Raw genomic sequence first — 24,454 nt, forward strand, 5'->3', positions numbered from 1 at the left:
GGGATTTTTTGTCAGTTCGGCCGTGGGGGGATGGCCTCGCTCACGGGAAAAGTAATGACCGATTTTGCCCCGCTTTGGAATCACGCAATCGCGTGCCGTCGGAATACCCGTAGGCTCACCCGTTCAGCTTTCGCGCTTCTCGGCATCGAGGCGGTGCTGCCGGGCTTGGAGAACTTCCCGGCGGCTCACCAAGCCGCAGAGCCGGTGAGATCCGTCACGGGAAACCACGGGCAGGCGTCCCACATCGTGCAGGATCATCCGGTCCGCTGCTTCCGCGAGCGTCTCCTCCGGATGCGCGACTACGGGTCGTTCGACTCCTGCCTCTAGCACCGTCGAATCCGGAGCCACTTGCACGGCAGCCAACACGTCCGCGCGGCTGATAATTCCTAACAGGATGCCCCCCTCATCCACGATCGGAAAGAGCCGCGCCGTGTTCCACTTCGTCTCGCTGCCCACCATGCGGTCTGCCAAGGCGGATACGCTCTCGGTGGGGGGCACTGTCAGAGGCTTGCGCAACATCGCCTGTCCCACCGTAAAAGAATGCAGCAGATCGGGCTCATAGTCGGACGGAACCTTCACCCCTTTCCGCGAGAGCTTCTCCGTCATCATCGACTCATGCATCGCGAGCCGTGAAACAAGCACCGCAATCCCGCAGCCTAACAACAGCGGCCCGAAAGCCGACGTCGAATGTGTCGCCTCGAATCCGAAGGCCACCGAGGCCAGCAGCGCTCGCGAAATCCCAGCGAAGACGGCCGACATCCCCACCAGTGCCCCGATGCCCACAGGCATGCTTTCGAAACCAGGGACCCCGTGAAGCAGGTGGACAACCAGAGCTCCGACCACGCCCCCGATCGTCATCAGCGGGGCAAGCGTCCCGCCCGCCGTTCCGCTGCCCAAGCAGAGCGACCATGAGAGAAACTTGAAGACCGCCAAGCTGGCCAGAGCCGCGGTCGTCACGTCCCCTTCCAGCAGCGCTCTTAGATTATGGTAGCCTGCACCCATTGTCCGCGGATCGATCCAACCGATGACACCGACGGCCAAGCCACCAAGGGCCGGCCACCACATCCAGTGGATGGGCAGCTTCTCGTAGAGATCCTCGATGGCATGGAGTGCATGGGTGATCAGCACCGCCGCGCCTCCGCAAGCGAGGCCGATGAACACCGAGCCCGCGGAAAGGGCCGGCCCCGGTGCATCAACCGATACCAAGGGCAGCATGGGGAAAGGCTCATGAAAACACCCTCGCAGGGCCATTGCGCTGCCGGCGGCCATCGCCACCGGGATCAGGCTGCGGCTGCGGAATTCGAAAAGGAGCAACTCGATCGCGAGCAGCACACCCGCGAGCGGCGTGCCGAAAACCGCCGTCATGCCTGCCGCCGCACCAGCCGCCAGCAAGACCTTTCGCTCCGCCGTGCTGCATGGGATCGCTTGGCCGAAGAGTGACCCCACCGCTCCACCCGTGGCGATGATCGGGCCTTCCGCGCCGAAGGGGCCGCCGGTGCCGATCGAGATAGCGGTTGAGAGCGGCTTGAGAATCGCCACCTTCAGCGAGATGCGGCTGCGCTTGAGGATCACTCCCTGCATTGCTTCGGGAATGCCGTGACCACGCACATCCTCGCTACCGTAGCGAGCGACCGCCCCGATGATCAAGCCACCCGCGCAGGGAATCAGAATGCCCCATGCGCCCAAGGTGGAGAAATCTGCCGCTCCCTCGTGAATGGAGATCGTTCCGTGGAAACAGAAATTCGTGATCAACCAGATCAGGTTCAGCAGGCCGATGCCCGCGACTGCCACGCAGGCACCGACAGGAATGGCTAGCAGCGGCAACCGGACTTTTTCCAAGGTATCCTTCATCATGCTTCGCCAGTTTCCAGGCTTTGGAACAGTGCCACGATCTCCGGGCTAAGCTGTCGTAGTTCCGCGCGATGCACCTGCGCCAGCAACTCCAGCTTTGCTTCGCCTTCATCCGTCAGCGTGAGGCAGAGTGCCCGTCCATCGTCCGGCGACTGCCAGCGCAGGATCAGGCCGCCTGCCTCTAGCCTCTGTGCAAGTTCGACAGCGGTATTGTGCTTGATGCGAAGCCGGTCCGCGAGACGTCGGACGGTCGCATTCGCCCCGGGGCTGGAGCGGATCACCAGCAGGGCTTGATACTGTTGCGGAGTCAGGCCCTCCCGGATCGCGGCGCTCTCGCTGAATTCCAAAAAGCAGCGCAGCGCGTAGCGGAAATCCGCGAGGCGCTCGTAATCCGCGTCCGAAAGTTTCCGGGTTCGTGCAGGCATCCGGGGCTTGCAATGTATCGGGTCACGATACATTGCAAGCCCCGCGTTGCCCGGACCAAGCAGGGCTGCGCGCTTTCTTGCCTCCCGTGAACTCAAGCGACCCCGATCTCCCGCTGACCATCCAGCGCTTCAAATTCCCTATCGCATGGCTCGGCATCGAGCTCAGCGCAGTCAGCAAGCGCGAGAAGCTTGTCTCTCTGCTAGGTGGCTTCATCTCGATCCTGTTCCTCATTCTCATCAGTGAGAAATCCCTGCACTTGCCTCATGCCACCGGCCTCATCGCTTCCATGGGCGCAAGTGCGGTTCTGCTTTTTGCGGTGCCGCACGGGCAGCTTTCCCAGCCTTGGCCGGTCCTGGGTGGCCACTGCCTCGCTGCCTTCATTGGTGTCACCTGTGCGAAATGGATCGGCTCCTCTGCCTTGGCTGGCGCCTGTGCTGTCGGCCTCACCATCGCGGTGATGCACCAGTTGAAGTGCATTCACCCTCCTGGCGGGGCCACTGCGCTCACCGCTGTGCTCGGTGGACCTGCCATCCACGACCTCGGCTACAATTTCGTCTTTTGCCCGGTCTTCGCGAATTGCCTCGTCATGCTCGGCGCCGCCGTTTTCTTCAATTCCTTCTTCGGCTGGCGGCGTTACCCCGCTGCGTGGAATCGCCCGGTAGCTCCGCCCTCCGCCACCTCGCCGAGTCATGATGAAGTGATCGCTGCGCTTCGTGAGCTCGATTCCTTCGTCGATATTTCCGAGGACGATCTCATCACCCTCGTCGGGATCTTGCGGAAAAAGTAGCCTGCTCGCCGGACAAAGAAAAACCCGCCGGAATCGTTGGGGGGGGGAACGAGCGCGGCGGGTTTTCCCTTGGGGGTTGTCGGGGGGATGTCTGTGGGGGGATTTGCTGGATCGACCGTTGGGGGGATGGTCTCGCCTGCGGAACTAGTGATGTCCGATTTTACCCCCTTTTGGAATCACGTGATCGCGTGCGGCGGAGATTACGCAGGGGGCACGTAAGCCCTTCACTTCGCGGCATTTTGAAAGGCTTCCCGCACTACCGAGGCATCGGAGTTCGCGAAATTCGCCCGCTGCACCAGCATCACGTAGGCTTTCCCCTTCACCGGATCGATCCATGCCTGGGTTCCGTAGGCACCGCCATGGCCGAAGGTCCCGGGCGAGACTGCAGCCGTCACGCCCTGCGGCTCCTTGATTACGCACCAGCCCAGGCCCCAGCCATTGCCGGGCGTGAAGCCGGTCTGTAGGTTTCCGCTCTGGATCGTTGTCATCTGCTTCACGGATTCCTCCTTCAGGTAGCGCTGCCCGCCCAGTTCGCCCCCGCGCAGGATCATCCGGGCGAATTTGCCGTAGTCCTCGGCCGTGGAGAAAAGTCCGCCGTTGGCCAAGGGGTAGCGATCCTTGCTCGTCACCGGCTTGTCTCCCAAGAACATCAACCCGGCTTTCTCCAGTTCGCCAGCATCCGTGCGGCGGTAGCTGGTCGCGATCCGTGCTGCCTGTGCTTCGGTTGGGTAAAAGGTGGTGTCTTTCATTCCGAGCGGCGTGAAGAGGCGCTCCTGCAGGAAGCCGGGGAAATCCTTGCCGGATACCACTTCCACCACGCGGGCCGCCGTATTGATCCCCGTCTGGCAATACTCCCACTTGCTGCCCGGTGCGAATTTCACCGGCTTTGCCACGATCTTTGGCATCAGATCCCTCAGTGTGACCACGCCTGCCAGTTCCGGCCCGCGCACTTCATCCAGGCCCGTGCTGTGTGTCAGGCATTGCTTGATCGTGATCGTCACCGGCTTGCCTTCTGCGTCCTTCAGATCCTTGAATTCCGGGAGATATTTCGAAACGGGATCTTCCACCGACAGCTTGCCGGCTTCCTGCATCATCATCACCGCAGTGCCGGTCACGGGCTTGGTCATCGAGGCGATCCAAAAGATCGAGTCCTTCGCCATCGGGGTTTTCTTCTCCAGATCCGAGTAGCCGTTCGTTGCCAGGTGCAGGGGCTTTTCCTTGTCTTCGATCAGGGTCACTGAGCCCGCGATTTCCTTGTCGGCGATCACCTTGTCCATGGCCGCGCTCACGGCGGGGAGGATGGGCGCATCTTGGGCGAAAGTGGCAAGGGTCGTGAGGCCGATGGCGAGGACTACGGGTTTCATTGTCGGAAGCTTAGATGTCGGGTTTGATCGGACGCAAGGACACGTCGTGCCTTGCGCTTGGGGGATGAGATGTGCCCGCGCTAATTTTCTTCCCGCCGGAAAAGATCTGTCCGACAAATCCGTAAATAGACCCGAAATGAAAATCCGTCTCCTTCTCGCCTCCCTGCTTCTCTCCGGAATCTCCCTCGCCGCGCCGGAAAAACTCTTCGACGGCAAGACCCTCACCGGTTGGAAGCTCAAGGGCTCCGACTACTGGACCGCTGCCGATGGCATTCTCAAAGGGGAAAGCGACGACAAGAAGCAGAGCTCGATCCTGTGGACCGAGAAGAGCTACAAGGATTTCACTATGGAGTTCGAATTCCGCTTCTCCGGTGACATCGACTCCGGTGTCTTTCTCCGGAATGAGAACGAGCAAATCCAGATCGGCACCTCCCGTTCGCTGAAGCGGGACATGACCGGCTCCCCCTATATCGGCAACAAGGGCAAGTATCCCCAAGAAGCCGAGGGCGTGAAGGATCTCCTCAAGACCGGCGAATGGAACAAAATGAAGATCGTGGCAAAGGGGAATACCTACACGGTCACCCTCAACGGCAAGCAGGTCATTGAATACGTCTCGGATACCGCGAAATCCGAGCCAGGTCCCCTCGGCCTTCAGATCCATCCGGGTGTGAAAATGAAGATCGAGTTCAAGGATCTTGCCGTCGAGGAGGCCTGACTCCGGAAGCTCCGGGGGCTTGATCGGCCATCCTTCCACCACGAGTGTCCCGGCACAGCGCCTGCTGCGACGGATTTGTCCCAATTTCCTGACCCACGGGGGCATTGACGTGCGGGGGAGCAAGTGCACAATTCCGCCCCCGGCGCGAAGGACCTGCCGGGGAAACCGGCCGCTCCCTGCGGCCACTACCTACCACCATGACCACCATCGCCATCAACGGGTTCGGGCGCATCGGCCGCCTCGTCTTCCGCGCCCTCGTCGAGCAGGGCCACCTCGGAACCACCTTCAACGTTGTCGCCGTGGGTGACATCGTTCCGGCGGACAACCTCGCCTACCTGCTCAAGTACGACTCCACGCAGGGCAAGTTCAACGGCACCGTCTCCTCCAAGAAGTCGAAGCCCGAGCTGGAAGAAGATGACGTGCTGGTGGTGAACGGCCATGAGATCAAGGTCGTGTCCGCCCGTTCCCCGGAAGGTCTCCCATGGGGCGAACTCGGCGTGGAAGTCGTGATCGAGTCCACCGGTCTCTTCACCGATGCAGAGAAGGCCAAGGGCCACCTCACCGCCGGTGCCAAGAAGGTCATCATCTCCGCCCCGGCCAAGGGCGAAGACGGTACCTTCGTGCAGGGCGTCAATGACGAGCTCTACGACGCTTCCAAGCACCATATCATCTCCAACGCGAGCTGCACCACCAACTGCCTCGCCCCGGTCGTCCACGTCCTTCTCAAGGAAGGATTCGGCATCGAGGAAGGCCTCATGACCACCATTCACTCCTACACCGCCACCCAGAAGACCGTGGACGGCCCGTCGAAGAAGGATTGGAAGGGTGGCCGCAGCGCCGCGATCAACATCATCCCGTCCACCACGGGTGCCGCCAAGGCTGTCGCCCTCGTTTGCCCGGAAGTGAAGGGCAAGCTCACCGGCATGTCCTTCCGCGTCCCGACCCCGACCGTGTCGGTGGTCGACCTTACCGTGAAGACGAGCAAGGCCACTTCGCTCGAGGAGATCAAGGCAGCCATCAAGAAGGCTTCCGAGACCTACCTGAAGGGCATCCTCGCCTACACCGAAGACGAAGTGGTTTCGACCGACTTCATCCACGACGCCCACTCCTCGATCTTCGACGCTGGCTCCTCCATCGAGCTGAACCCGACCTTCTTCAAGCTGGTCGCTTGGTACGACAACGAGTGGGGCTACTCCAACCGCGTGATCGACCTCCTCACGGACGTCGTGAAGAAGGGCCTCTAAGCCTGTTCTTCGCGCCACAAGCGTGATTTCAGAAGCACCCGGTCCCGCAAAGGGACCGGGTGTTCCTTTTTCCCCGAAGAGCGCTCCAAAAACCCGCGAGGCCTTGACCGAAAAGCTTCTCGCAAATTTCCGATCCCGCGAGTTAGTGTGCTAGGAATCATATGCGGGCCATGGGATTACGAGGAAAGTTCGCCACGGCACTTGCCATCGCCGCGGTCCTGCCGCTGGCGGTGGGGCTGATCGTCCTCCAGACCTTTGGCTTCCGGCATCTCCTCGCCACGAAGGGCCGCCAGCACGAGGCCGAGGCGGCCGCGCTCGCTCGCTCGCTGGAAAGCTCCGTCGAATCCCAGGCCGGGAATTTCTGGAGCTGGATCGCGGCGGACCCCTCGGTTCCGGAATTCGTCGCGCAGGCGGATACGGTGCCGGCAGATGCCCAGGCGACAAAGGACCTCGAAGCCCGTTGGAGAGGCCTTTCCCCCGAAGATCCGGTTCTCAAATCGATCCTCACCAATCGCGGTTCCAACAGCCTTGTGCGCTTTGCGGGGGCTCACCGCCAGGTCGCGGAGGTTCTCATCGCCGACAATACCGGGCGGATGATTGCCGCCTCTGGAAAAACATCCGACTACGATCAGTCCGATGAGGAGTGGTGGCAGATCGGCCGCTCCCTGAAAGAGCGGGGAATGTGGACCGACGAACTCCACTTCGATGAGAGTGCGGGTGTCTTTTCACTCGACCTCGTCCTGCCGGTCTATCGCGAAAAGAGTCTGAAGGGAGTCGCGAAACTGGTGCTCGATGTGACCCCCATGTTCCAGCGCCTGCGCCCGGATAGCCAGGCAGGAGGGGGGCGCCTGGAGATCTTGCTGCCGGATGGGCGCCTGCTTGCGCGCGGGGGAAAAGGCTACCGGGATGTCGGGAAGCCGCTCGACCCGGATTCCGTGCTTGCCGTCCGTATCGGACGGAGCGGATGGACTCTTACCAAGCCGGGGGATGACGATGTTGAGATGATGACCGGTTTTGCGGCCATCCAGTCCCGCTCCGTGGACCGCCAGCGCTTCGAGCCGGGTGGATATGTGCTTTTCTCGTCGCCGAAGGCTGAAGTCGTAGCACCGCTGCGCCGGCAGATTCTCATGATCGGCACTGGTGCCGGCCTGGCCACCGGCTTCTGCCTGCTCTGCGGCTACGCCTTGGTCAGCCGGAAGATCCTGAGCCCGCTCTCCGTCCTCGGCCAGGCGGCCCGCTCGGTCTCTGCCACCGCCCGTCTCAGGAAAGACGTCACGCTTTCCGATGATGAGGCCTTCGCGCTGCGTAAGACCGCGGAGGAGGATCTCGCGCGTATCGAGTCGATCCGCACCGGGGACGAGGTCGAGGAGCTGGCGGCCGACCTCGGAATCATGACCTCGCGGGTAATGCGCTATAACCGGGAGCTGGAGGAGGAGGTTGACGCCAAAACCTCGCTGATCCGGGAGGAACTGGAAATGGCCCGCGAATTCCAGACCGCTCTGATGCCATCCTTGGCCCCCGGCTTTTCAGTCGGCCAGGTCCGGGACCCCATGCGCCTTGGCTTCGCGCACTTCTATCAACCAGCCTCGACCGTGGGTGGGGATTTCTTCGACCTCATCGAGCTGGACGAGCACCGCACCGGCGTCCTGATCGCGGATGTGATGGGCCACGGAGCCCGTTCCGCGTTGGTCACGGCCATCCTTCGCGCGGTGGTGAGGAATCACGTCATCTCTGCCGGGGATCCCGGGAAATTTCTAGGCATCCTCAACCGCGAGCTTCACGAGGTCATTGAGCGCAGCCACCAGACTCTTTTCGTTACGGCCTTCTTCATGGTCTTGGATACGAAGGAATGTCGCGCCCACTGGGCCGTCGCCGGCCATCCTTCACCGCTCCGCGCCCGCCGCAGTACCGGGAATCCTCCCCAGCTTCTCTGGACCGGTGCGCAGCGCCAGCCTGCCTTGGGCCTGCTGCCGGAAGTGAACTATCAATCGTCCTCCTCGCAGATCAGGGTAGGGGATGTGTTCCTTCTTTTCACGGACGGAGTCGTGGAGGCGGAAAATCCCGGCGGAAAGGATTTCGGGATCCAGCGCCTGATTTCAACCTTCGATGAGTCCTTGGACGGTCCCTTGGCTGCCATGCCGGCGAAGATCGTCTGTGAGGTGGCCGCCTTCCAAAAACGAAAGCACCACGATGACGACGTCTGCGTGGTGGCAGTCGAAGTGATACCCGGTGCCATCCCCGAGATCATCACCGACCCGGCTGCCCTGACAGGATCGGTCCCAAGCGGTGCTTGACTTGGCGGGCTGCCCCGGCCATTCCCGGCCCATGGCCAAGCTCTCGATCCGCGATCTCGACGTCAACGGCAAGGAAGTCCTCATGCGTGTGGATTTCAATGTCCCGCTGGAAGATGGAGCCATCACGGATGACACCCGCATCCAAGGTGCTGTCCCTTCCATCAAGCACCTCCTTTCCGGCGGCGCGAAGCTCGTCCTCGCCTCCCACCTCGGCCGTCCGAAGGGTGGTCCGGAGCCGAAGTATTCTCTCGCTCCCGCCGCCAAGCGCCTCGCTGAAATCCTCGGTCAGGATGTGAAGCTTGCCCCGGACAGCATCGGCGAGGAAACCGCCGCCCTGCGCGCCGCCCTCCAGCCCGGTCAGGTCCTGATCCTCGAGAACACCCGCTTCTACCCGCAGGAGGAGAAGAACGATCCGGAATACGCGAAGGCCCTCGCCGGCAGCGCCGAGATTTACGTGAACGATGCCTTCGGCACCGCGCACCGTGCCCACGCTTCCACGGAAGGTGTGACCCATTTCATCCCGAAGAGCGCCATGGGCTTCCTCATGGAGCGCGAGCTCGAATACCTCGACGGCAAGCTGCAGGATCCGGAGCGCCCCTTCCTTGTCATCATGGGCGGCGCGAAGGTCTCCGATAAGATCCAGGTGATTTCGAAGCTGATGGAAAAGGCAGATGCCTTCCTCATCGGCGGCGCCATGGCGAATACCTTCCGCAAGGCGCAGGGCTACAAGACCGGCAACAGCCGCGTCGAGGCCGACAAGCTTGAACTTGCCCTTGAGATCCTCGCCTCCGCGAAGGCGAAGGGCGTGGAGTTCTATCTCCCCGCCGACACCCGCGTGACCCAGGAATTCAAGGAAGGTGCCGAAACCAAGTGCACCGAACCCTATGAAAAGGGTGGCGAAACCTGGGACGGCTGGGAAGGCATCGACATCGGTGATGTCGCCATCGAGGAATTCACCAAGGAGGTGGCGAAGGCCAAGACGATTATCTGGAACGGCCCGATGGGCGTTTTCGAGATCGATAGCTTCGGCAAGGGCACCAAGGCCGTCGCCGAGGCCATGGCCGCCAGCACTGCCGTGACCATCGTCGGGGGCGGGGATTCCGTGACCGCCGTGAACAAGTACGGCCTTGATGATAAGATGACCTTTATCTCCACGGGCGGTGGAGCATCGCTGGAATTGCTTGAAGGAAAGGTGCTTCCCGGTGTGGCAGCGCTCTCCGAGGCTTGACTTGGCCCGATTCCCGCTGTTCATCCCGCACCCATCCGACATTACATGATTCGCAAGCCCATCTTTGCCGCCAACTGGAAGATGAACAAGGGCCCCTCGGAAACCGAGGATTTCGCCCGCAGCTTCCTTTCCAAGGTCCAGAACCGGACCTTCCCCTGTGACATCGTCATTGCCCCGCCCTTCGTCTCGCTTTCCAAGGCAGCCGAAATTCTGGGTAATGTCTCCAGCATCGCTCTCGCCGCGCAGAATTGCTCGCAGTTCGATTCCGGAGCCTACACCGGGGAAATCAGCGCGATGATGCTGAAGGAATTCTTCGTCCACTATGTGATCCTCGGCCATAGCGAACGCCGTGCGATCTACGGGGAGACGGATGAGGTCATCAATGCCAAGGTCCGCAAGGCCCGCGAGCTGAACCTCCGCCCGATCTTCTGCATCGGTGAGACGCTGGAAGAGCGGAACGAAGGCAAGCTGGAAAAGGTGCTCCGCACCCAAGTCAGCGAAGGTCTGAAGGGCCTGAGCGAGCGCGACCTGCTCGACACCGTCATCGCCTATGAGCCCGTTTGGGCCATCGGCACCGGCGTCACCGCTACCGCCGATCAGGCACAGGAAGCCCACGCTTTCGTCCGTTCGCTCGTTGCCGAACAATTCGGTGCCGACCCCGCAGCGAAGATCCGCATTCAGTACGGTGGCTCGGTGAAGCCGAACAACGCCGCCGAACTCATGGCCTGCCCGGACATCGACGGCGCGCTCATCGGTGGTGCCTCCTTGGAGCCGCAGAGCTTCCTGGACATCATCCAGAACGGCGCCCCGGGCTGATCTGGTTTGAGATTGCCATAGCCTCTTGAAGACCCCGCCTCGGCGGGGTCTTTTTTTTGGGGGGGGCGAGTGGTGCACCGCATCGGTCAGTGGATTGGCTGTCGCCCCTAGGCCCGCCTTAGGCGGCGGGAGCGGCTGGAATGGGATAGGTGATTCCGGTTTCTCCTGGCGGCAGCCCCGGAACTGCCATCCAGCCGCCCGAACTTTCCCCGCGACAGCGCCCCTGAAGCAGTGTTTCCTCCCGCTCATGCGCTGGCTTCTATTCGCCGTCCTCACCCCCGCCGCTTTCGCTCAGGCCGATCCCTTCGCGGCGCTCGACAAGAACAAGGACGGCAAGCTCTCCCTCACGGAAGTGCCTAAGGCCGCGCAGGCCCACTTCAAGCGCGTGGATGCCAACAACGATGGCATTGTCACACAGGAGGAATTCGCCAAGTCCAATGGTGGCGGAAGCCCGGCACCGGCCAAGGGACCGGACCTCGATTTGCTAAAGGACATCGACTATGTCGGGAAAGGCAACCCGCGCCAGAAGCTCGATCTTCTCGTGGCGAAAGATCGCGCCACCAAGCTTCGTCCGCTCGTCGTTTTCATCCATGGAGGTGGTTGGCTTGCGGGTAGCAAGTCGGATGGCTTGGGCGTGATGCAGGCAATCACAGCCAACGGTGACTACGTTGCAGCGAGCATCAACTACCGCCTCACCCAGGAAGCGGCATGGCCAGCTCAGATCTTCGATTGCAAGGCTGCGATTCGTTACCTGCGTGGCAATGCTTCCAAGTATGGCATCGATCCCGAGCGCATCGGCGTCATGGGGATGTCTGCCGGAGGGCAGCTTGTCTCGGTGCTGGGCACGAGTGGTGATGTCTCATCCCTCGAAGGGGATCTGGGCAGTTTCACCAAGCAGAGCAGCCGCGTGCAATGCGTGGTGAATTTCTTCGGTCCCGCAAATTTCCTCACCTTCTACGGTCCGGATACCACGACCGCGACGCTCCGCGATGCCAAGATGATAGGGCCGCTTCTCGGCAAGGATGAGGAGGAGGTGCTGGTGAATGCCAAGTCCGCTTCCGCCGTGACTTGGATCACCAAGGACGATGCGCCCTTCTTTACGGCCCATGGAACCAAGGATGATCTCGTCCCCTACGCCCAGGCGAAGGAGATCGATGCCAGCCTCGCCAAAGCCGGCGTGGAAACCCATCTCATCGAGATGACCGGAGCCGGGCACGGCTTTGACAGCCCGGATCTGAATGATCGCATCAAGCTCTTCCTCGACAAACACCTCCGCGGCCGGGAAGCCAAGATCCCCGAAACGCCGATCCGGGTGCAGTGAAGGAGCGCTATTCCTCGTAGGGTAAGTCCTCGGCCGCCGTGCCGATGAAATCCGGTTCCGGCAGTTCTTGTAGCTGCACGGCCCTGACGCTGGATCTTCCTTCCATCAGTGCCTTGCACACGCGGTGCATGCCGTCCATCACGCGCCCTTCCGGATCGAGGATGATCGGGTTGCCAAGATCAGTTTCCGCGATCAGCCTCGCATGCTCCGCGATCTTCCGGCAGGTCGGCAGGTCTCCTTCATTCTCGAACCAGAAGCTTTCATCCAGCTCGCGGACCTCATCCAAGGACAGGTCAAAGGGCACAAGCCTGCTTGTCCTTTCAATCAGGCGGCGGACATCCCACGCGAGCAATCCCTGTTCCGAGCTTCTGAGGTGATATTGCGCGCGCACCGGCTACTGGAAATTGTCGTCCTCGGGTGAAGGGAGATCCTTGGGGAATCCTACGACCTCGATCTCAGGGTCCTTCGTGAAGATCTCACGGAGATCCGCATCCAGCTTCGTCACGTCCTCCGTGAAATCGATCCTGCGGAACTTCGTCCAACTCCAGCGGCGGCCGGGCGCGTCTTGAAGGCAGGCGCAGTATTCCTGCACATCCTTGTCTTGGCGAATGCTGTAAACGCAGACCCCGCTGGAAAAGTCCCCCTGTTTGACGCCGACCCACCATCCCCAGTCTTCGCAGACATAGCCCGGCATTTGATAGCCTTTTGCAGCCAAGCCTTCATTCAGGTAGATCGAGATGGCCTTGCCATACAGTCCTTCGTTCACCAGTTCCTCCTCCTCCCCGGGCATCGCCGGAAACTTTGAGCTGCGGATGTGAATGAAGGGAAGCCGGGCCATGATCGATGACGACAGACTGTGAGCCTGAAGATCGGGAGTCAACGTACCGTCGCGATTCGTCTCCGGGTTTCCAGCGGGGACCACAGGAGGGTGTTCCTTGCTGCCCTCTGGCTTGGTAGTCTTTCGCTATGTCAGCTTTTTCGGCTCTCCCATCATCTTCCTCTCTTTGCCCGGGCCCCCCCGGCTCCTGTTAATTTCCCTGATATAACAGGCGGAACAGGCGCTTCCTGACGGCTCGCTCTTTCCCCATGTCGCCTCAAGAAAGGCCTGTGTCCTTTCACATTCCACATTCCAATTGCGCTGCATTTCTCCACTTGTTGAAGCCCCCAAAATTCATTCATCCTGCAAGGGTGAGCGAAGAACTCCTCTGGAAAGGCAGTCCGTCCCAAGTCCTCAACCTTGGCAAATACCTCATAGCCCTTCTGTTGGCCGTGGGAATCGCGGTGGGGGGCATCTTTTTCCCGCCGGCATGGGCCGCGCTGATCCTGCCCTTGGGCTGGGCTCTTTGGATCTTCATTGAAACCCGCAGCGTCCGCCATGAGCTCACCACCGAGCGCATCCGCCTCTATCGAGGTGTCTTCAACCAGAAGATGGATGATGTGGAGCTTTACCGGGTGAAGGATACCTCGATGGAGCGTCCGTTCTGGTACCGGATGTTCGGCCTCTCCACGTTGATCATCGAGACCTCCGATCGCTCCCAGCCGCGCATCGAGATCAAGGCGGTAAGTGATGGCGACAATCTCCGGGAAACCCTGCGCAAGCAGGTCGAGTTCTGGCGCGATCGCAAGCGGGTCCGCGAGGTGGATTTCGACGAGAACGGTGCCTTGGCGGATGGCAGCACGGATGATGGTGGTGCTCCACTCGCCTGAGCGGATTTGGTGCTGCCGCCTTGTGGATTCGTCTGGGAACTACAGAAACCTTCGCCGTTCAATGTTGGACCTTGGCGGTCCGATGTTCTCTACTTCGCCCCGATGACCACCCAGCCCGGACGCACGCCGCACACGCCCATCGCCGTCAACATCGAGATGTGGTTCGAGGGCTCCTTCGTCGAGCGCATCGAGCAAGCAGCGGCGCTCGGCTTTCCCGCCATCGAGCTATGGACTTGGCGGGACAAGGATCTGATCGCGGGGGCAGAGGCGCTGCGGAAGCACGGGATGACGGCCACGCAGTTCACCGCTTGGGGCTTCGGGCAGCAGGTCAATCATCCGGATTTTCCCGTGGCCGACTTTGTGGCGGAGATCCAGGCCGCCTGCGAGGCCGCCGATTTGCTGCCCGGCTGCGAACTCATGACCGTCGTGGGTGGCGATGATATCCCCGGCTTCACGAAAGAGCAGATGCACGCAGCGCTGGTGGAAAAGCTCCGCGCCGCCGTACCCGTGCTCGAAGAGAAGGGGAAGACCATCATCCTCGAGCCGATGAATCCCTACAACCACCCCGACCACTGCCTCTATGGCAGCGCGGACGGCGTGGCCATATGCAAGGCCGTCGGCTCCCGCCGCGTCCTGTTGAACTGGGACATTTTCCACATGCAGCGCTACGAGGGAAACCTCATCGACAATCTCACCAAGCACCGCGAGTGGATCGGCTACGTCCAGTTCGCCGACTCGCCGGACCGGAATGAGCCTGGCACGGGAGAAGTCCGCTACAGCGAGGTCTTTCGCAAGGTCCGTGAGCTTGGCCTCCCATTGCCGCTTGGTGCCGAATGTATTCCCCAAGGAATGGATGCACGCCGTGCGGCGGACCGTCTCTATCAGACCGACTTGAAATCCGGGCCAGCCGCCTGATTGCAGTCGGTCAGGACAGGTGCTTCTCGAAGGGCGTGGAGTACATCAGCCAGTGGAGGATTCCGAGGACTGAAATCACGATCACGACGCCGACCAGAAGCACGGGATAACCTGACATCCACGCGGCCTCACGCGTATCCGTGGCGATCGCTGCGCTGGCCGTCACGAAAAGCGGCGCCAGCAGCATCCAGGCTCCAATAAGATAGCTGAGGATGAAAACACCCGTCGCCGCCGTGCGGGCGAAAGTGGAGCCGAACAAGAGGCCACAACCGATCGGGAGGAAAAGGATCGCCACGTAAGGGGCCGAAACCCTGCCCTGAGAATCGATGCCGGTAAGAATCTGAACGCTCTCCCAAAGCGCGAGCAATCCGATCACGCAAAGGGACAGGCACACAAAGAGGACTCGCTTTGACATGCGAAGATGGGGGAACGGGCTGGAAGCGTTTGGGGAACGCTCCCGTGTTAGCATATCCTTACGATCGGGGGGAGTGTAATTTCCAAAAAAATGCGCACTAGTGCGCCGTGGTTTTTGAAATGCCGAAGGGGCGGCCGACCACCCCGAGCGGGCTCGGGGCGGACGGACACGTACCTGGCCGGAAGCTGGGTTTGAGGACATCCGGCATCCTCCCTGATATCCGGAAAAGTCCGCGGTGAAAGTCCCAAAGTTACGCAGTTTCAAAGGTTTGGGTCGAAGCGGCAGTCGCCGATTGCTCGCCCGACAATTCAAACCGAGCCCGTGAGGGACTGCCGGAAGGTCTCTAAAATATTCCCGGACGGATCTAACACGGAGAACCGAATCGCTTTGAATTTTCGGGAGAAGACCTCCCCCTGCAACAAGTCCCTGAAAGCCTCCGCGACCAGGGCGGGATCGTTCTTGAAAACGCCACATCCCCAGGCACCCAGCACCAAGGCGTCGCAGCGTTTGTGGAGTGCCAGTGCGAGTACATAGGCGGCACGGCGCCGGAAAATTTCCGGGATCAGATCGATGGCTTCCGGCCTATTCTGCCTCACTGCTCCCGCATTCGGAGCGGGGCAGGTGATGAAGTCCACCAATTGCAGGGGATCCCGCAGTGGAGTTCCCTCATCATCGCGGAAAACAGGGCAGCCGGGAGAGAAGATTGCGCGGTGAGAGTAAAGCGGGTCATTGTTCGATCTATGATATTCATAGTAGTCGGGCTGGGTGCGCAGGGAGGCATATAGCGCTGAAGCCCGCGCCAAGCTTTCCTCTTGCGCCTGGCTGCCATTCAGGAAGCCACCACCGGGATTTTTAGCGGAGGCGAAATTCAGCACCGCGATCTTCCCATGACCCTCCTCCGCCAGGGCGCGGGCTCCTTGCAGCGTCGTCTCATTGTGGAGCGTGACTGCCGTTTCATCCGTTCCTCTTCCGAGTGATTCAGCCTCTTGCAAGAGGCCTTCCAAAGCTTCCGGCTCATACAGCACCGTCTCGAACACGCATTCGCGGATACGCCCCGCGAGATCGACCAAGGTCCCGTCGTCGAACTGGTATCCGCCAGCTTCCAGAATGGCTACCGTCTCTCGCGCCAGCTCGGCTCTTGATTCACGACTCATAAAAACTTCAGCGTGCCCTGCCGCTACTTTCCGATCTCCCTCAGCGCGGCTTCACGTGCTGCCGTGTCGGAGATCTTCTCTGCCCAAGCCCGGGCCGATTCCTCGGCACCGGCACCTTTCATGGTCTTCGCCATTTGGAGCTTCAGGTCATCCGCCCGTCGAGGATCGCCCAGCTTCGCCTCGTTCTGGCGTAGCCAGTCGCCGGATTCCTTCAGATCGCGGCGCATCCAGCCATGGAAGATGGCGCTTACCAGTTTGGTGCGTTCCAAGAAATCCGGGCCCTCCAGCACCGTCTCAAGAGCTCCGTGGGCATCGTCGCCAGCCAGCCGGTCCCCGATGCGCTGGATCGCGATCTCCCCGATTTCCTGCTGTGGGTTCGCTTGCAGATAGGGCAAGGCTTCACGAGGATGGTTCGCCCCATAGCCTGCCATCAAGGCGCTCATGACATCCGCCTTGCTATGGCTAGCCACCGCATTCTTCAGATCTTCCAGACTGCCTGCCCATGCCCGGGCATATGCGTTGGCCAAGGGAGCAGCTACGTCCGAACTCAAATCCTTCCGTGAGAGAACCCGTTCGAAATCCTTCATCCGGGATCCTGCAGCCTCGATCAGGCCGCTCGTTGCCAAGAGCCGCTCTTCCGGCAGGGCGAGCTTCTCGATGGCACGGGTTGCCGCATCGAAGTCCTTCATCGCCCAATGCCGCACCACGAAGGCTCGTGCAATGACCTGCTCTTTCGTTTCCCGCAACACGCCACAGAGTTTCAGGGATTCCTCGGGATTGATCTCCACGCGAGCCCCTAGAACCCCATTGATCAGCGAATTCCTGAGGCGTCCCTCCGGCATGGCATAGACGGCATCCAACATCTCCCGGGACTCGTTCAAGCCCGCATTGCCCGCCCGAACAGCCAGTTCTCCCAGCAATTGAAGCTTGGTTTCCTCGCCGGTGGAGGTGTCATCCCTTACCCGCCGGATGCGATCTTCCATCCGGCTCTCGCCATCCCAAATGTCCGCGACGATCCGTCGCTTTCTATCAAAAGGATTTTCCTCCTGGCCGGTGGTCCGTTCCTTGTTGAAGAGAGCCGGGGTGTCCGGCTCCTTTCCGGGAGCTCCCGGCTTTTTCTCGCGGGGTAGCTCACGCTTGGTGTCTGGCGAGGCTTGTTGCCCGCTTTTGCTTTCCGGCGTGAAAATCAGGATAGCGCCGAGAGCCACCAAGGGGATGGCGGCCGCCACGAGCGAGACAAGAAGGTAGCGGTTTTTCGGAGGCGTTTTCGCCGGAGGAGGGGAAGAGGCCGGATCCATGGCTACGGGAAGACCTTGCCCGCTTCATCTTGCGGGGACAAGCCCGGGTCCGAGTCAAAATCGAGCCTTTTTTACTCCAGTTCCGCGTCCTGATGCTCCTCTTCCTCATGGGAGCATGTCGATGATGCAGCACCCTGTGCGGCGTCCCGGCCGTGGCATTCGACCTGTGCCTGTTTCCACAGCACCAGCAGCACGAGGCAAAGCATGCCTGCTACCAACCTGCGTCTTTCTCTCCGGATTGAGTGCATCTTCTTCCTCCAATCCATAGCGATGCCGGATGAAGGAATTGTGAAGCAATTGGAAATAAATGTGGCGTGATTCGCCCAATTCACCGTCCGGAGAAGGAACGCACCTGCCAGCGAGGAACTCAGACCCCGACGGCTTCGCCGGTCATGATCGTCTCGGCGAGCCGGATGTGCTCAGGCAGATCAGCGAAGACCTTTGAGGCAAAACCCACGCGAAACCTCTCTCCGGAGCGCGAATGCAGGAAGCCGATGCTGCGATCATTCCCGCCAACATCAGGACGCTTCATATTGAAGCGGAGGCCGGCCAAGACCTCGATCTTTTCGGTGCCGCCGGTCACCTTTACCTCGTGTTCAGCGACGAAGACATCGATCGACTCGAAAGCACCAAAAGATACCTCGTGAACCGCGGCTTCATCCATCGCCCTGGAGTCCGGATTTTCCGGGCGTAAAAATTGATATTCGAAGCTTTCCACGAAGGCCGGCTCTTCCATGACCTCGCCGTCCTGCTCGTATGCCCAGGCGGCATGGCGAACGGTCGTCGTGCGGCGGTCGGAAGTTCCAAATTGCACCGTGCCCCCGCCCACGCTCGCGAACTGGATCGCGTGACATTGGGTCACGCCGCTCAGCGGATTAAACGAGGCATTCCAAACCCACATGCCGGGGAGAAGCCAGCCTTGGGAAAGGGGGGAGAGGTAACGCTGGAGGGGGTCCATTGTGGAAAATCATAATATCATGAGATCTGAAAGAACGGAAGCAGACATTTTGGCATACCCTCCCGATCGCCCGTTATTGTTGAAGGGGCGATCATCATATCCGACGAGCTATCAAGGAAACCGGGATATTATATTCGTGATTGACGAAGGCTAATAAATGGAGACAGCTTCCCGTTGATGCATCCCCCCGCATTGCTGTTCGCGGGCACCCTCGTTTGCCTGCCTGTCGTCACCCAAGCCAGTGTATTGATCGGTTCGCCCGCTCAATATACCAGCGTGTCCCCGGAACGCCTTCCTTTGGCTTTTCCGGGTATCAGCTCGCAAGGTTTCAAAGCCTTCGAGTCAACCCTTCAGGGAGAAATCGTGACCTGTCGGTCCGATGGTAATTTCCCCCTGTCCATTCCATCGCAGTTGTCTGCGATTCCTGAACCATCCAGCAGTTTCGCCGTGGGTGCCTTGATGGCCTCCGGCATGCTGATCCGGCAACGGCGGCGAAAGTAATCCTGACGCCCGCCACCCTCCGGTCAGAAGGATGAAGAGGAAGTCGGGACGCATGTCCTGACGGTTCTCTAGGAATCGTACTTCTGGCCGGAGGCATGCTGTTTCCGAACGGTGGATTCAGCGGAAGAGGGGACGTGCAAATTACACGGGGCAAAATGCAAAATGGCAAAGCGCGCCGATAGGAGAGGCGTGCGATTGGGTTTGGTCGGTGTTGGTAATCAGTGGATTGGGATGGTGTATCGTAGGTGGCACCGCGACTGCGATCTGAGTCGCTGAACCAAACTACTACGACCATGCTACATTGGACCCTTGTTTTCCTGGTGATCGCTTTGATCGCTGCTGTTCTTGGATTCGGAACCTTGGCGGGAATGGCCGCAACGATCGCGAAGATCGCGTTCGTTCTGTTCCTTGTTCTTTGGGTGGTGGGCCTTCTGTCCCGCCGCAGCAGCGTCTGAAGCCTCTTACCAGCTGTCACGATGACTTCGTCCCGCCACCGCCAAGCTCTTGCCCAGTATGAGGATCGTTTCGGAAGTTACTCTGGAGAGAAATATATCTCTCCGTCCGAATGTCCCGAAGACCGGCGAGCGCTGGTGGCGGAGATCGAGGTCAGTGCGGCAGCCGTCTTGATCGCTGATCATCTGGCTCCGTATGCGGAAGGTATCTACCCGGAGCGGAGTGCCGAGAAATTGGAGCACCTCTACAGTCGGGTGCGAAATTGGGATCCGCACCTTCCCCGGAAGTAACGGAAGGGATTTATTTTGCCTCCAGCTGGCGGGCCTCGCGCTCCAAGTCTTCGACCTGTTTTTCAAGATCGGAGTCGGATGATTCCGCTCGGGTTGGTACGGCCAAGATTTCGCGCTTGGCTTCCTCCAGTTTTTCCGCGGCTTGGCGCTGGGCGTCTTCAAGCAAGACAGGATCCACCGCGTCGCGACGGGCCTCGGTGGCCTGCTGGAGGTTTTCACGGAGGCGGGCGGCCTCGACCGCTGCGTCGGCGGCGCGCATGGCGCGAATCTCGGCGCGCTCCCGCTCAATTTCTTTGGCGAGAGCCGCTTTTTCAGCCTCGTAGGCCTCGCGATCCCTCACGGTACGACCCATTGCACGGTCGATGGTTGCTTGGCCTTTGCGGAGTGCAGCGCCCACGGAGAGGGTTTGGTCCGTATCCATTAGGAAAGAACCACGGAAGGTTTCTATCTTTCGATTCAGGGAAGCTTTGACGTGTTCCGCCTTTGCCTCCACGCCGGCGGATTCCGCGCGTGCGTCTCTCACGGCTTCCTGAACAAACCGGGTGGCCCAGGTTGCAAACAGCGCCGCCGGGATCATCAAGACCGCAAGAATCGTCTTCATAAGGCACCCTGTAGCATCGGAGCGGGAGGCGTCAAACCCCGGAGTATCAGCGGGCCGCTGGCGGTGACTTCGGGCTTTCCATCCACGTGTTCCTTCAAGGATAAGTGCAGGGCTGTCGACGAACGCTGCGGACATGACTTTCAGGCTTCATCGCTCGCGCACCTTTTGGCTGGGACTCCCGGTCTTTCTCTTCATTTCCTGGGCGTGGCTGGATTCCCTGAAGTATCAGAGCCGAATCACGCTACACCGGGGAGCGCGTGGGGATTCCGATACCTTCCGGCAATTCCTGGGCACGGTGGACCTTCGCTGGTGGCTCCAATCCCCGGAGCCGAATTTGCCCTTCCAATACTGGCGGTGGACCCGCAAGCGGCAGCCGCATGAGCATCGCGGGGTGGACCCGCAGCCGATCACGTTCAAGAAGGAGCGTTTTGCCTATGGATCGGTGGTAAAGACGCGCGCAATCGTCATTTTGCCGCATTGGTTTCTGCTTGGCCTGTACACTTTGCCATGGGCGGCCTTCCTCGTCTGGCGGTGGAGGGTGTACAGCTCCCACCGGAAATTAATGCGTGAACTCGGCGGGGGCGACGTCTCCGGATCTTCCATCAGATGAAGTGTGGGACCCGTATGAACACACCTTGGCATTTGTCGTTTGGATATGGAGCGATAGCCGTTTCTAACTTGGCTGCTTGGAGTAGCCCGAGCTGACGAGGACAGATGGGTGAGAGCGCGGCTGCAGAAAAGCTTCACGTATTCTTCATCACGGCTGGTTTGACCCTATTCCATCATTGGGCGATGTTAGGTTAGATCGTCCGATGAGCAATCGTTCCGCGCCATGGTTCACAGCAGCCGCGATCGTTAGCCTGGGGCTGGCGGCACTGGTGACGGGGCCAATGCGTCTTAGCGGCCAGCGGAAGGTAGTGCGCTCGGTGGCGAAGCAGGCGGAGACCGCGATTGGGCCGCTCAACAATGGTCAACTTACCGGCGACGTGCGGCAACTGAACTACTGGATCCATCGTGAGATCACGGAGGCGGAATCGCCGGATTGGGCTCATCCCTCGCCGCAGCGGCTTGAAGTGATCGCAGGTTGGGCGGACTTCTTACGGCCCTACAATGCGGGTCTTTTGGAGGTGGCGTTGCGGGATCCCGGTGATCTTTCCGAGCCGGTGCGCCGCTTGCTCTGCTACACTCGGCCGGATGAAGTGCTGGTGACGGGTCTACGGCGACAACTTCATTCGATGCCGCAGCGCGCCGTCGCGGCAGCACGCCTGCTGCACGAGCACCGGATGCTTTCTGACGATGATCGCCGTGCGCTGGCCGTGATGCTCAGAATGATCGAAGACAAGGCGCTGCGCGAGGGTATCGCGATTTCCCTTACGGAGTTCGGCATGTTCCAAGGTATCGACGCGGCACGCGAAAAGTTGATGCGTCCCTTGGATCCTCTGGACCCGGAAACTTCGCTCGGGCAAGCTCTCCGAGCCGTCGAGGTTGCTGAGAATCTTGGATTCCGAGCTGTCGCTCTTGCCCCCGCGCTGGAGAGGAAGCTGGCCGAAGTGAGGATCCACAAGCCTGAGGTAGCGGGTCAGTTCGAATACGCCTTGAGTTTGGTGAGGGGTGAGGTCGCGGTGCCGGAAAGGATCGCGGTGAATGGCTCGGGATATTTGGACCCGTTGGTGGACCCCGCGCCTTGAAGAGGCGTGATGTGTCGGCCTGGTGATCGGCCCTGCATGGTTTCCTGCAGACAAATCCATGGTCGCGCGGAGTTAGGGGGAGAGACCCGTTGCCGCGATGATCCGCTTTCTCCCGCGCCTGCCCTTGTTGTGGATTTCGCAGAGAGCGCATGATTGCAGTGGAATTGTGGGTCGGACCTACGATGCAGCTTCAAGGAGGACTGGATCATGAGTGCACGGCGTCCGCTGCATCGTTCACCGTCTTGCTGGATGGGGGGCTTCATCCTTGCATCGGTGCTATGGGCGTGGGCGAGCTCTATGAAGGTCCAGGAGAATCTGAATGCGGGAATCAGGCCGCTGGGGATAGTCGCGCGTTCGGGGTCCGGGCAGTTGACGGTAATGTGGCACGAGATGCCGAAATCCGTGCGTTACTTCGATCTTTATCGGGTGCCGCTGAAACCGGAGCCCTCGGCCGAGGGCTGGGCTGCTTGGTTCCGGAGGCCGGGGTATGAAAAGGCGCGATATTTTCCGTATCCGGGCTCAGGCGCCGCGGTGCCGTTGCACGTATTTCACGTACCATACTGGTCGGTAACCGCCCTATGTCTGGCAGCAGGTGCACTGCTTCTGGTATGGCGACAGCGGCGTTGGGAAGCCAGACGACGGGAGATTCTCCGGCGTGCCCTTTTGCCTATCGCATGATGCGAGCGATGTGTTTTTGGAAGATATCGTGGAGATTCGTGGAGATGATGCGTATAGGAGCCCTGTCATGAGCAGCTCCTCCGGGATGTGGTGACACGCCCTGAGGCGAACGCCACGGTGTCCTCCGGCTCGTCCCTTGCACGGGCCGCCGGGGGACGCCGAAGGCGGATGACAAACGGCGCTGGCCGCTGAGGGGGAGAATCTATCCGTTGGCGGTGATCCGGAATCGCGGTATGTTAGGAAAAGCGGGGTTGCCGGCGCGCGTGCCGGACGGCTCTCCAGAAAAACAAGCCAAGCCAATCGTCATGAACGCTACATCAATCCCCCGGATATTGCTCGCCGGGAGCATGCTGATCTTCGGCATGACGGGCTGCAAACAGAAGGAGAAGGTGCTGGATGTGGATACGCCGGGAGGGGGCATCCAAGTGGAGCGGGACAAGAAAAGCGGCGAAGTGGATATCAAGATCGAGGACAAGAAGTAGTTCTTCCCGGGAGTGTGCGGTCGATGTGCCCGTGCCGGGTCGCCGACGCTGAAATGGGGTGTCGGCAGCCATGGATGTGGCACGGAGTGGTCCGCCGAGGCTGTCGGAGGAGCGGCACCCGATCGCCCTTGCGCGCGGGCGATTGCCCCGCCAGTGTCGGGGCGTGGCGGAAACGGCGACAACAGCACGGCGATGGAACAGCTTCGTGTGCCCGGGATGCAGGTTCATCTTCCGGGTGCCTCGGGATCATGATGGCAGGGGCGTCGTTTGTCCCGGCTGCAAAGTGATGCTTCGTCTCCCGGCAGCCGGAGAAGATCCGGGGCCGCTGATCGCCTATCCTTCGCCGCTGCAGTCAGATGAGCATGTGGAGGATCTTGAAGAGGAAGATCACGACCATGACGCGGAGCTTACCGAGGAAAAAGAGGGAAGCACCTTGGGCTTGATCTCGATGCTGGCGGTTCCGGGCGCGCTTTTGCTCGGGCTTTTCGCGTGGATGCTGATGCCGAAGGAGCAGAAGCCCCAAAGCATGGGATTGCCGGTCGCCGAAAGCGGGATGGGAAAGGAGATTCCCACCGCGGAGAAGAAGCCGGAAGCTCCCGCTGCACCTACCGCGACAGATGCGGTGCAAATGGAGGCGGCGGCCAAGGGGTTCATGAAGGCTGCGACGGTAGAGGAGGCTTTGAAGTGGGTTTACCGTGCTGAAGAGCTCCGGCCCAAGATTGAAGCTTGGTATGCTGCCCAGCCTTACGAAGCGCCAGGCTTCGAAGGCATCGCGGATAGGGACGGTGCCACCATTCTTGCCAGCGGTAAGTCCACCGTCATGGGATTGAACGTCCGCACGCACGATTTCGAGACGCGCCAGATCGCGATGGTGAAAACTCCCGCGGGTTACCGGGTGGACTGGGAGAGCTGGGTGGCTTGGTCGGAAATGAGCTGGAAGGACTTCAAGAAGGAGAAGCCTTCCGAGGCAAAGCTCTTCCGGGTGGTTTCCAACCCGGCAATTTACTATAATTTTGAATTCAAGGACGAGTCGAAATGGATCTCGTTCAACCTTCAATCGGTCAACGGCGACGATTCGCTCTATGGCTATGCCCCGGTCGGAAGCGACCTTACGGCCCGGCTACGCGCTCTCGACGGTGTGGTGCGCCGCAAGGTGATGTTGAAGCTGAGATTTCCGGAGAATCCGTCGTCCGATAACCAGGTGTTGATCGAGGAAATTGTCGGCGAAGGTTGGTTCGATCTGCAGCCGGAGAAGCGCTGAACCGAAA

The 24,454-nt window shown here is 60.5% G+C and carries 27 protein-coding genes; 16 read left to right on the top strand and 11 right to left on the bottom strand.

The genetic code is table 11. The features are described 5' to 3' along the window. Positions 1–123: 123 nt before the first annotated feature. Positions 124–1,854 (bottom strand): chloride channel protein, encoded by a 1,731-nt coding sequence (locus HHL09_RS18160; protein WP_169456044.1) that lies wholly within the window; start codon positions 1,852–1,854, stop codon positions 124–126. Next, the gene (locus HHL09_RS18165; protein ID WP_169456045.1) at positions 1,851–2,276 is read right to left on the bottom strand and encodes a MarR family winged helix-turn-helix transcriptional regulator; all 426 of its coding nucleotides are present in this window, start codon (positions 2,274–2,276) and stop codon (positions 1,851–1,853) included. The genes HHL09_RS18160 and HHL09_RS18165 overlap by 4 nt, the downstream gene beginning before the upstream one ends. A gap of 86 nt (positions 2,277–2,362) precedes the next feature. Between HHL09_RS18165 and HHL09_RS18170 the strand changes: the two genes are divergently transcribed. Then, positions 2,363–3,064, top strand: coding sequence for an HPP family protein (locus tag HHL09_RS18170; protein ID WP_169456046.1), 702 nt, complete (start codon positions 2,363–2,365; stop codon positions 3,062–3,064). 224 nt (positions 3,065–3,288) lie between these two features. On the opposite strand, the gene HHL09_RS18175 is transcribed toward HHL09_RS18170, so the two are convergent. Beyond that, on the bottom strand, positions 3,289–4,428 hold the full coding sequence (locus HHL09_RS18175; RefSeq protein WP_169456047.1) for a serine hydrolase domain-containing protein: 1,140 nt from the start codon (positions 4,426–4,428) through the stop codon (positions 3,289–3,291). A gap of 136 nt (positions 4,429–4,564) precedes the next feature. Between HHL09_RS18175 and HHL09_RS18180 the strand changes: the two genes are divergently transcribed. From HHL09_RS18180 to HHL09_RS18205, 6 genes are all read left to right on the top strand, one after another. Continuing rightward, on the top strand, positions 4,565–5,143 hold the full coding sequence (locus HHL09_RS18180) for a 3-keto-disaccharide hydrolase (RefSeq protein ID WP_169456048.1): 579 nt from the start codon (positions 4,565–4,567) through the stop codon (positions 5,141–5,143). 197 nt (positions 5,144–5,340) lie between these two features. Then, the gene (gap, locus tag HHL09_RS18185; protein WP_169456049.1) at positions 5,341–6,387 is read left to right on the top strand and encodes a type I glyceraldehyde-3-phosphate dehydrogenase; all 1,047 of its coding nucleotides are present in this window, start codon (positions 5,341–5,343) and stop codon (positions 6,385–6,387) included. A gap of 170 nt (positions 6,388–6,557) precedes the next feature. Then, positions 6,558–8,681 (top strand): SpoIIE family protein phosphatase, encoded by a 2,124-nt coding sequence (locus tag HHL09_RS18190; protein ID WP_169456050.1) that lies wholly within the window; start codon positions 6,558–6,560, stop codon positions 8,679–8,681. 31 nt (positions 8,682–8,712) lie between these two features. Continuing rightward, the gene (locus tag HHL09_RS18195; protein WP_169456051.1) at positions 8,713–9,909 is read left to right on the top strand and encodes a phosphoglycerate kinase; all 1,197 of its coding nucleotides are present in this window, start codon (positions 8,713–8,715) and stop codon (positions 9,907–9,909) included. Between the two features lie 45 nt (positions 9,910–9,954). Continuing rightward, on the top strand, positions 9,955–10,725 hold the full coding sequence (gene tpiA, locus HHL09_RS18200; protein WP_169456052.1) for a triose-phosphate isomerase: 771 nt from the start codon (positions 9,955–9,957) through the stop codon (positions 10,723–10,725). A gap of 247 nt (positions 10,726–10,972) precedes the next feature. Next, entirely contained in the window at positions 10,973–12,046 is a 1,074-nt protein-coding gene (locus HHL09_RS18205) for an alpha/beta hydrolase fold domain-containing protein (RefSeq protein ID WP_169456053.1), read from the top strand. 7 nt (positions 12,047–12,053) lie between these two features. Here HHL09_RS18205 and HHL09_RS18210 read toward each other — a convergent pair whose 3' ends face one another. Continuing rightward, complete coding sequence (locus HHL09_RS18210; protein ID WP_169456054.1) at positions 12,054–12,437, bottom strand: hypothetical protein; 384 nt, start codon at positions 12,435–12,437, stop codon at positions 12,054–12,056. 3 nt (positions 12,438–12,440) lie between these two features. After that, positions 12,441–12,884, bottom strand: a complete 444-nt coding sequence (locus HHL09_RS18215) for a hypothetical protein (protein ID WP_169456055.1) — start codon at positions 12,882–12,884, stop codon at positions 12,441–12,443. 350 nt (positions 12,885–13,234) lie between these two features. Here HHL09_RS18215 and HHL09_RS18220 point away from each other — a divergent pair, with 350 nt between their 5' ends. Together HHL09_RS18220 and HHL09_RS18225 are read left to right on the top strand one after the other, a co-directional pair. Beyond that, entirely contained in the window at positions 13,235–13,753 is a 519-nt protein-coding gene (locus HHL09_RS18220; protein ID WP_205760880.1) for a PH domain-containing protein, read from the top strand. 102 nt (positions 13,754–13,855) lie between these two features. Continuing rightward, entirely contained in the window at positions 13,856–14,668 is an 813-nt protein-coding gene (locus tag HHL09_RS18225; RefSeq protein WP_169456057.1) for a TIM barrel protein, read from the top strand. Positions 14,669–14,678: 10 nt separating this feature from the next. Here HHL09_RS18225 and HHL09_RS18230 read toward each other — a convergent pair whose 3' ends face one another. From HHL09_RS18230 to HHL09_RS18245, 5 genes are all read right to left on the bottom strand, one after another. Further along, entirely contained in the window at positions 14,679–15,083 is a 405-nt protein-coding gene (locus tag HHL09_RS18230; RefSeq protein ID WP_169456058.1) for a hypothetical protein, read from the bottom strand. Between the two features lie 308 nt (positions 15,084–15,391). After that, positions 15,392–16,237 (bottom strand): TIGR02452 family protein, encoded by an 846-nt coding sequence (locus HHL09_RS18235; RefSeq protein WP_169456059.1) that lies wholly within the window; start codon positions 16,235–16,237, stop codon positions 15,392–15,394. 23 nt (positions 16,238–16,260) lie between these two features. Beyond that, positions 16,261–17,535 (bottom strand): hypothetical protein, encoded by a 1,275-nt coding sequence (locus HHL09_RS18240; RefSeq protein WP_169456060.1) that lies wholly within the window; start codon positions 17,533–17,535, stop codon positions 16,261–16,263. A 71-nt stretch (positions 17,536–17,606) separates the two neighbouring features. Next, complete coding sequence (locus HHL09_RS26690; RefSeq protein ID WP_277349124.1) at positions 17,607–17,741, bottom strand: hypothetical protein; 135 nt, start codon at positions 17,739–17,741, stop codon at positions 17,607–17,609. A 161-nt stretch (positions 17,742–17,902) separates the two neighbouring features. After that, positions 17,903–18,493: a hypothetical protein gene (locus tag HHL09_RS18245; protein ID WP_169456061.1), complete on the bottom strand. Its 591-nt coding sequence runs from the start codon at positions 18,491–18,493 to the stop codon at positions 17,903–17,905. Positions 18,494–18,670: 177 nt separating this feature from the next. Between HHL09_RS18245 and HHL09_RS18250 the strand changes: the two genes are divergently transcribed. The 3 genes from HHL09_RS18250 (at position 18,671) to HHL09_RS18260 (ending at position 19,737) form a co-directional block, all read left to right on the top strand. Beyond that, positions 18,671–18,994 (top strand): PEP-CTERM sorting domain-containing protein, encoded by a 324-nt coding sequence (locus tag HHL09_RS18250; RefSeq protein ID WP_169456062.1) that lies wholly within the window; start codon positions 18,671–18,673, stop codon positions 18,992–18,994. Between the two features lie 293 nt (positions 18,995–19,287). Next, entirely contained in the window at positions 19,288–19,449 is a 162-nt protein-coding gene (locus HHL09_RS18255) for a DUF1328 domain-containing protein (RefSeq protein WP_169456063.1), read from the top strand. Between the two features lie 21 nt (positions 19,450–19,470). Continuing rightward, positions 19,471–19,737 (top strand): hypothetical protein, encoded by a 267-nt coding sequence (locus HHL09_RS18260; protein WP_169456064.1) that lies wholly within the window; start codon positions 19,471–19,473, stop codon positions 19,735–19,737. A 10-nt stretch (positions 19,738–19,747) separates the two neighbouring features. On the opposite strand, the gene HHL09_RS18265 is transcribed toward HHL09_RS18260, so the two are convergent. Continuing rightward, complete coding sequence (locus HHL09_RS18265; protein WP_169456065.1) at positions 19,748–20,338, bottom strand: hypothetical protein; 591 nt, start codon at positions 20,336–20,338, stop codon at positions 19,748–19,750. A 133-nt stretch (positions 20,339–20,471) separates the two neighbouring features. Between HHL09_RS18265 and HHL09_RS18270 the strand changes: the two genes are divergently transcribed. The 4 genes from HHL09_RS18270 (at position 20,472) to HHL09_RS18285 (ending at position 24,447) form a co-directional block, all read left to right on the top strand. Continuing rightward, complete coding sequence (locus HHL09_RS18270) at positions 20,472–20,948, top strand: hypothetical protein (protein ID WP_169456066.1); 477 nt, start codon at positions 20,472–20,474, stop codon at positions 20,946–20,948. A gap of 202 nt (positions 20,949–21,150) precedes the next feature. Next, positions 21,151–22,026 carry a hypothetical protein gene (locus HHL09_RS18275; RefSeq protein ID WP_169456067.1) on the top strand — a complete coding sequence of 292 codons (876 nt, stop codon included), beginning with the start codon at positions 21,151–21,153 and terminating at the stop codon, positions 22,024–22,026. Positions 22,027–23,009: 983 nt separating this feature from the next. Then, positions 23,010–23,186: a hypothetical protein gene (locus HHL09_RS18280; RefSeq protein WP_169456068.1), complete on the top strand. Its 177-nt coding sequence runs from the start codon at positions 23,010–23,012 to the stop codon at positions 23,184–23,186. A 286-nt stretch (positions 23,187–23,472) separates the two neighbouring features. Next, positions 23,473–24,447: a hypothetical protein gene (locus HHL09_RS18285; RefSeq protein ID WP_169456069.1), complete on the top strand. Its 975-nt coding sequence runs from the start codon at positions 23,473–23,475 to the stop codon at positions 24,445–24,447. Positions 24,448–24,454: the final 7 nt, after the last annotated feature.

It is taken from the genome of Luteolibacter luteus (assembly GCF_012913485.1).
GTDB classification, from domain to species: domain Bacteria; phylum Verrucomicrobiota; class Verrucomicrobiia; order Verrucomicrobiales; family Akkermansiaceae; genus Haloferula; species Haloferula lutea.

Bases quoted from the DNA above. Each gene is read 5' to 3' on its own strand.
- HHL09_RS18245 (WP_169456061.1), bottom strand. From the start codon at position 18,493: ATGGACCCCCTCCAGCGTTACCTCTCCCCCCTTTCCCAAGGCTGGCTT.
- HHL09_RS18235 (WP_169456059.1), bottom strand. From the start codon at position 16,237: ATGAGTCGTGAATCAAGAGCCGAGCTGGCGCGAGAGACGGTAGCCATT.
- HHL09_RS18275 (WP_169456067.1), top strand. From the start codon at position 21,151: ATGAGCAATCGTTCCGCGCCATGGTTCACAGCAGCCGCGATCGTTAGC.
- HHL09_RS26690 (WP_277349124.1), bottom strand. From the start codon at position 17,741: ATGCTTTGCCTCGTGCTGCTGGTGCTGTGGAAACAGGCACAGGTCGAA.
- HHL09_RS18225 (WP_169456057.1), top strand. From the start codon at position 13,856: ATGACCACCCAGCCCGGACGCACGCCGCACACGCCCATCGCCGTCAAC.
- HHL09_RS18205 (WP_169456053.1), top strand. From the start codon at position 10,973: ATGCGCTGGCTTCTATTCGCCGTCCTCACCCCCGCCGCTTTCGCTCAG.
- HHL09_RS18215 (WP_169456055.1), bottom strand. From the start codon at position 12,884: ATGGCCCGGCTTCCCTTCATTCACATCCGCAGCTCAAAGTTTCCGGCG.
- gap (WP_169456049.1), top strand. From the start codon at position 5,341: ATGACCACCATCGCCATCAACGGGTTCGGGCGCATCGGCCGCCTCGTC.
- HHL09_RS18250 (WP_169456062.1), top strand. From the start codon at position 18,671: ATGCATCCCCCCGCATTGCTGTTCGCGGGCACCCTCGTTTGCCTGCCT.
- HHL09_RS18260 (WP_169456064.1), top strand. From the start codon at position 19,471: ATGACTTCGTCCCGCCACCGCCAAGCTCTTGCCCAGTATGAGGATCGT.
- HHL09_RS18175 (WP_169456047.1), bottom strand. From the start codon at position 4,428: ATGAAACCCGTAGTCCTCGCCATCGGCCTCACGACCCTTGCCACTTTC.
- HHL09_RS18270 (WP_169456066.1), top strand. From the start codon at position 20,472: ATGACTTTCAGGCTTCATCGCTCGCGCACCTTTTGGCTGGGACTCCCG.
- HHL09_RS18255 (WP_169456063.1), top strand. From the start codon at position 19,288: ATGCTACATTGGACCCTTGTTTTCCTGGTGATCGCTTTGATCGCTGCT.
- HHL09_RS18160 (WP_169456044.1), bottom strand. From the start codon at position 1,854: ATGATGAAGGATACCTTGGAAAAAGTCCGGTTGCCGCTGCTAGCCATT.
- HHL09_RS18265 (WP_169456065.1), bottom strand. From the start codon at position 20,338: ATGAAGACGATTCTTGCGGTCTTGATGATCCCGGCGGCGCTGTTTGCA.
- HHL09_RS18230 (WP_169456058.1), bottom strand. From the start codon at position 15,083: ATGTCAAAGCGAGTCCTCTTTGTGTGCCTGTCCCTTTGCGTGATCGGA.
- HHL09_RS18165 (WP_169456045.1), bottom strand. From the start codon at position 2,276: ATGCCTGCACGAACCCGGAAACTTTCGGACGCGGATTACGAGCGCCTC.
- HHL09_RS18280 (WP_169456068.1), top strand. From the start codon at position 23,010: ATGAACGCTACATCAATCCCCCGGATATTGCTCGCCGGGAGCATGCTG.
- HHL09_RS18195 (WP_169456051.1), top strand. From the start codon at position 8,713: ATGGCCAAGCTCTCGATCCGCGATCTCGACGTCAACGGCAAGGAAGTC.
- HHL09_RS18190 (WP_169456050.1), top strand. From the start codon at position 6,558: ATGGGATTACGAGGAAAGTTCGCCACGGCACTTGCCATCGCCGCGGTC.
- HHL09_RS18285 (WP_169456069.1), top strand. From the start codon at position 23,473: ATGCTTCGTCTCCCGGCAGCCGGAGAAGATCCGGGGCCGCTGATCGCC.
- HHL09_RS18240 (WP_169456060.1), bottom strand. From the start codon at position 17,535: ATGGATCCGGCCTCTTCCCCTCCTCCGGCGAAAACGCCTCCGAAAAAC.
- HHL09_RS18180 (WP_169456048.1), top strand. From the start codon at position 4,565: ATGAAAATCCGTCTCCTTCTCGCCTCCCTGCTTCTCTCCGGAATCTCC.
- tpiA (WP_169456052.1), top strand. From the start codon at position 9,955: ATGATTCGCAAGCCCATCTTTGCCGCCAACTGGAAGATGAACAAGGGC.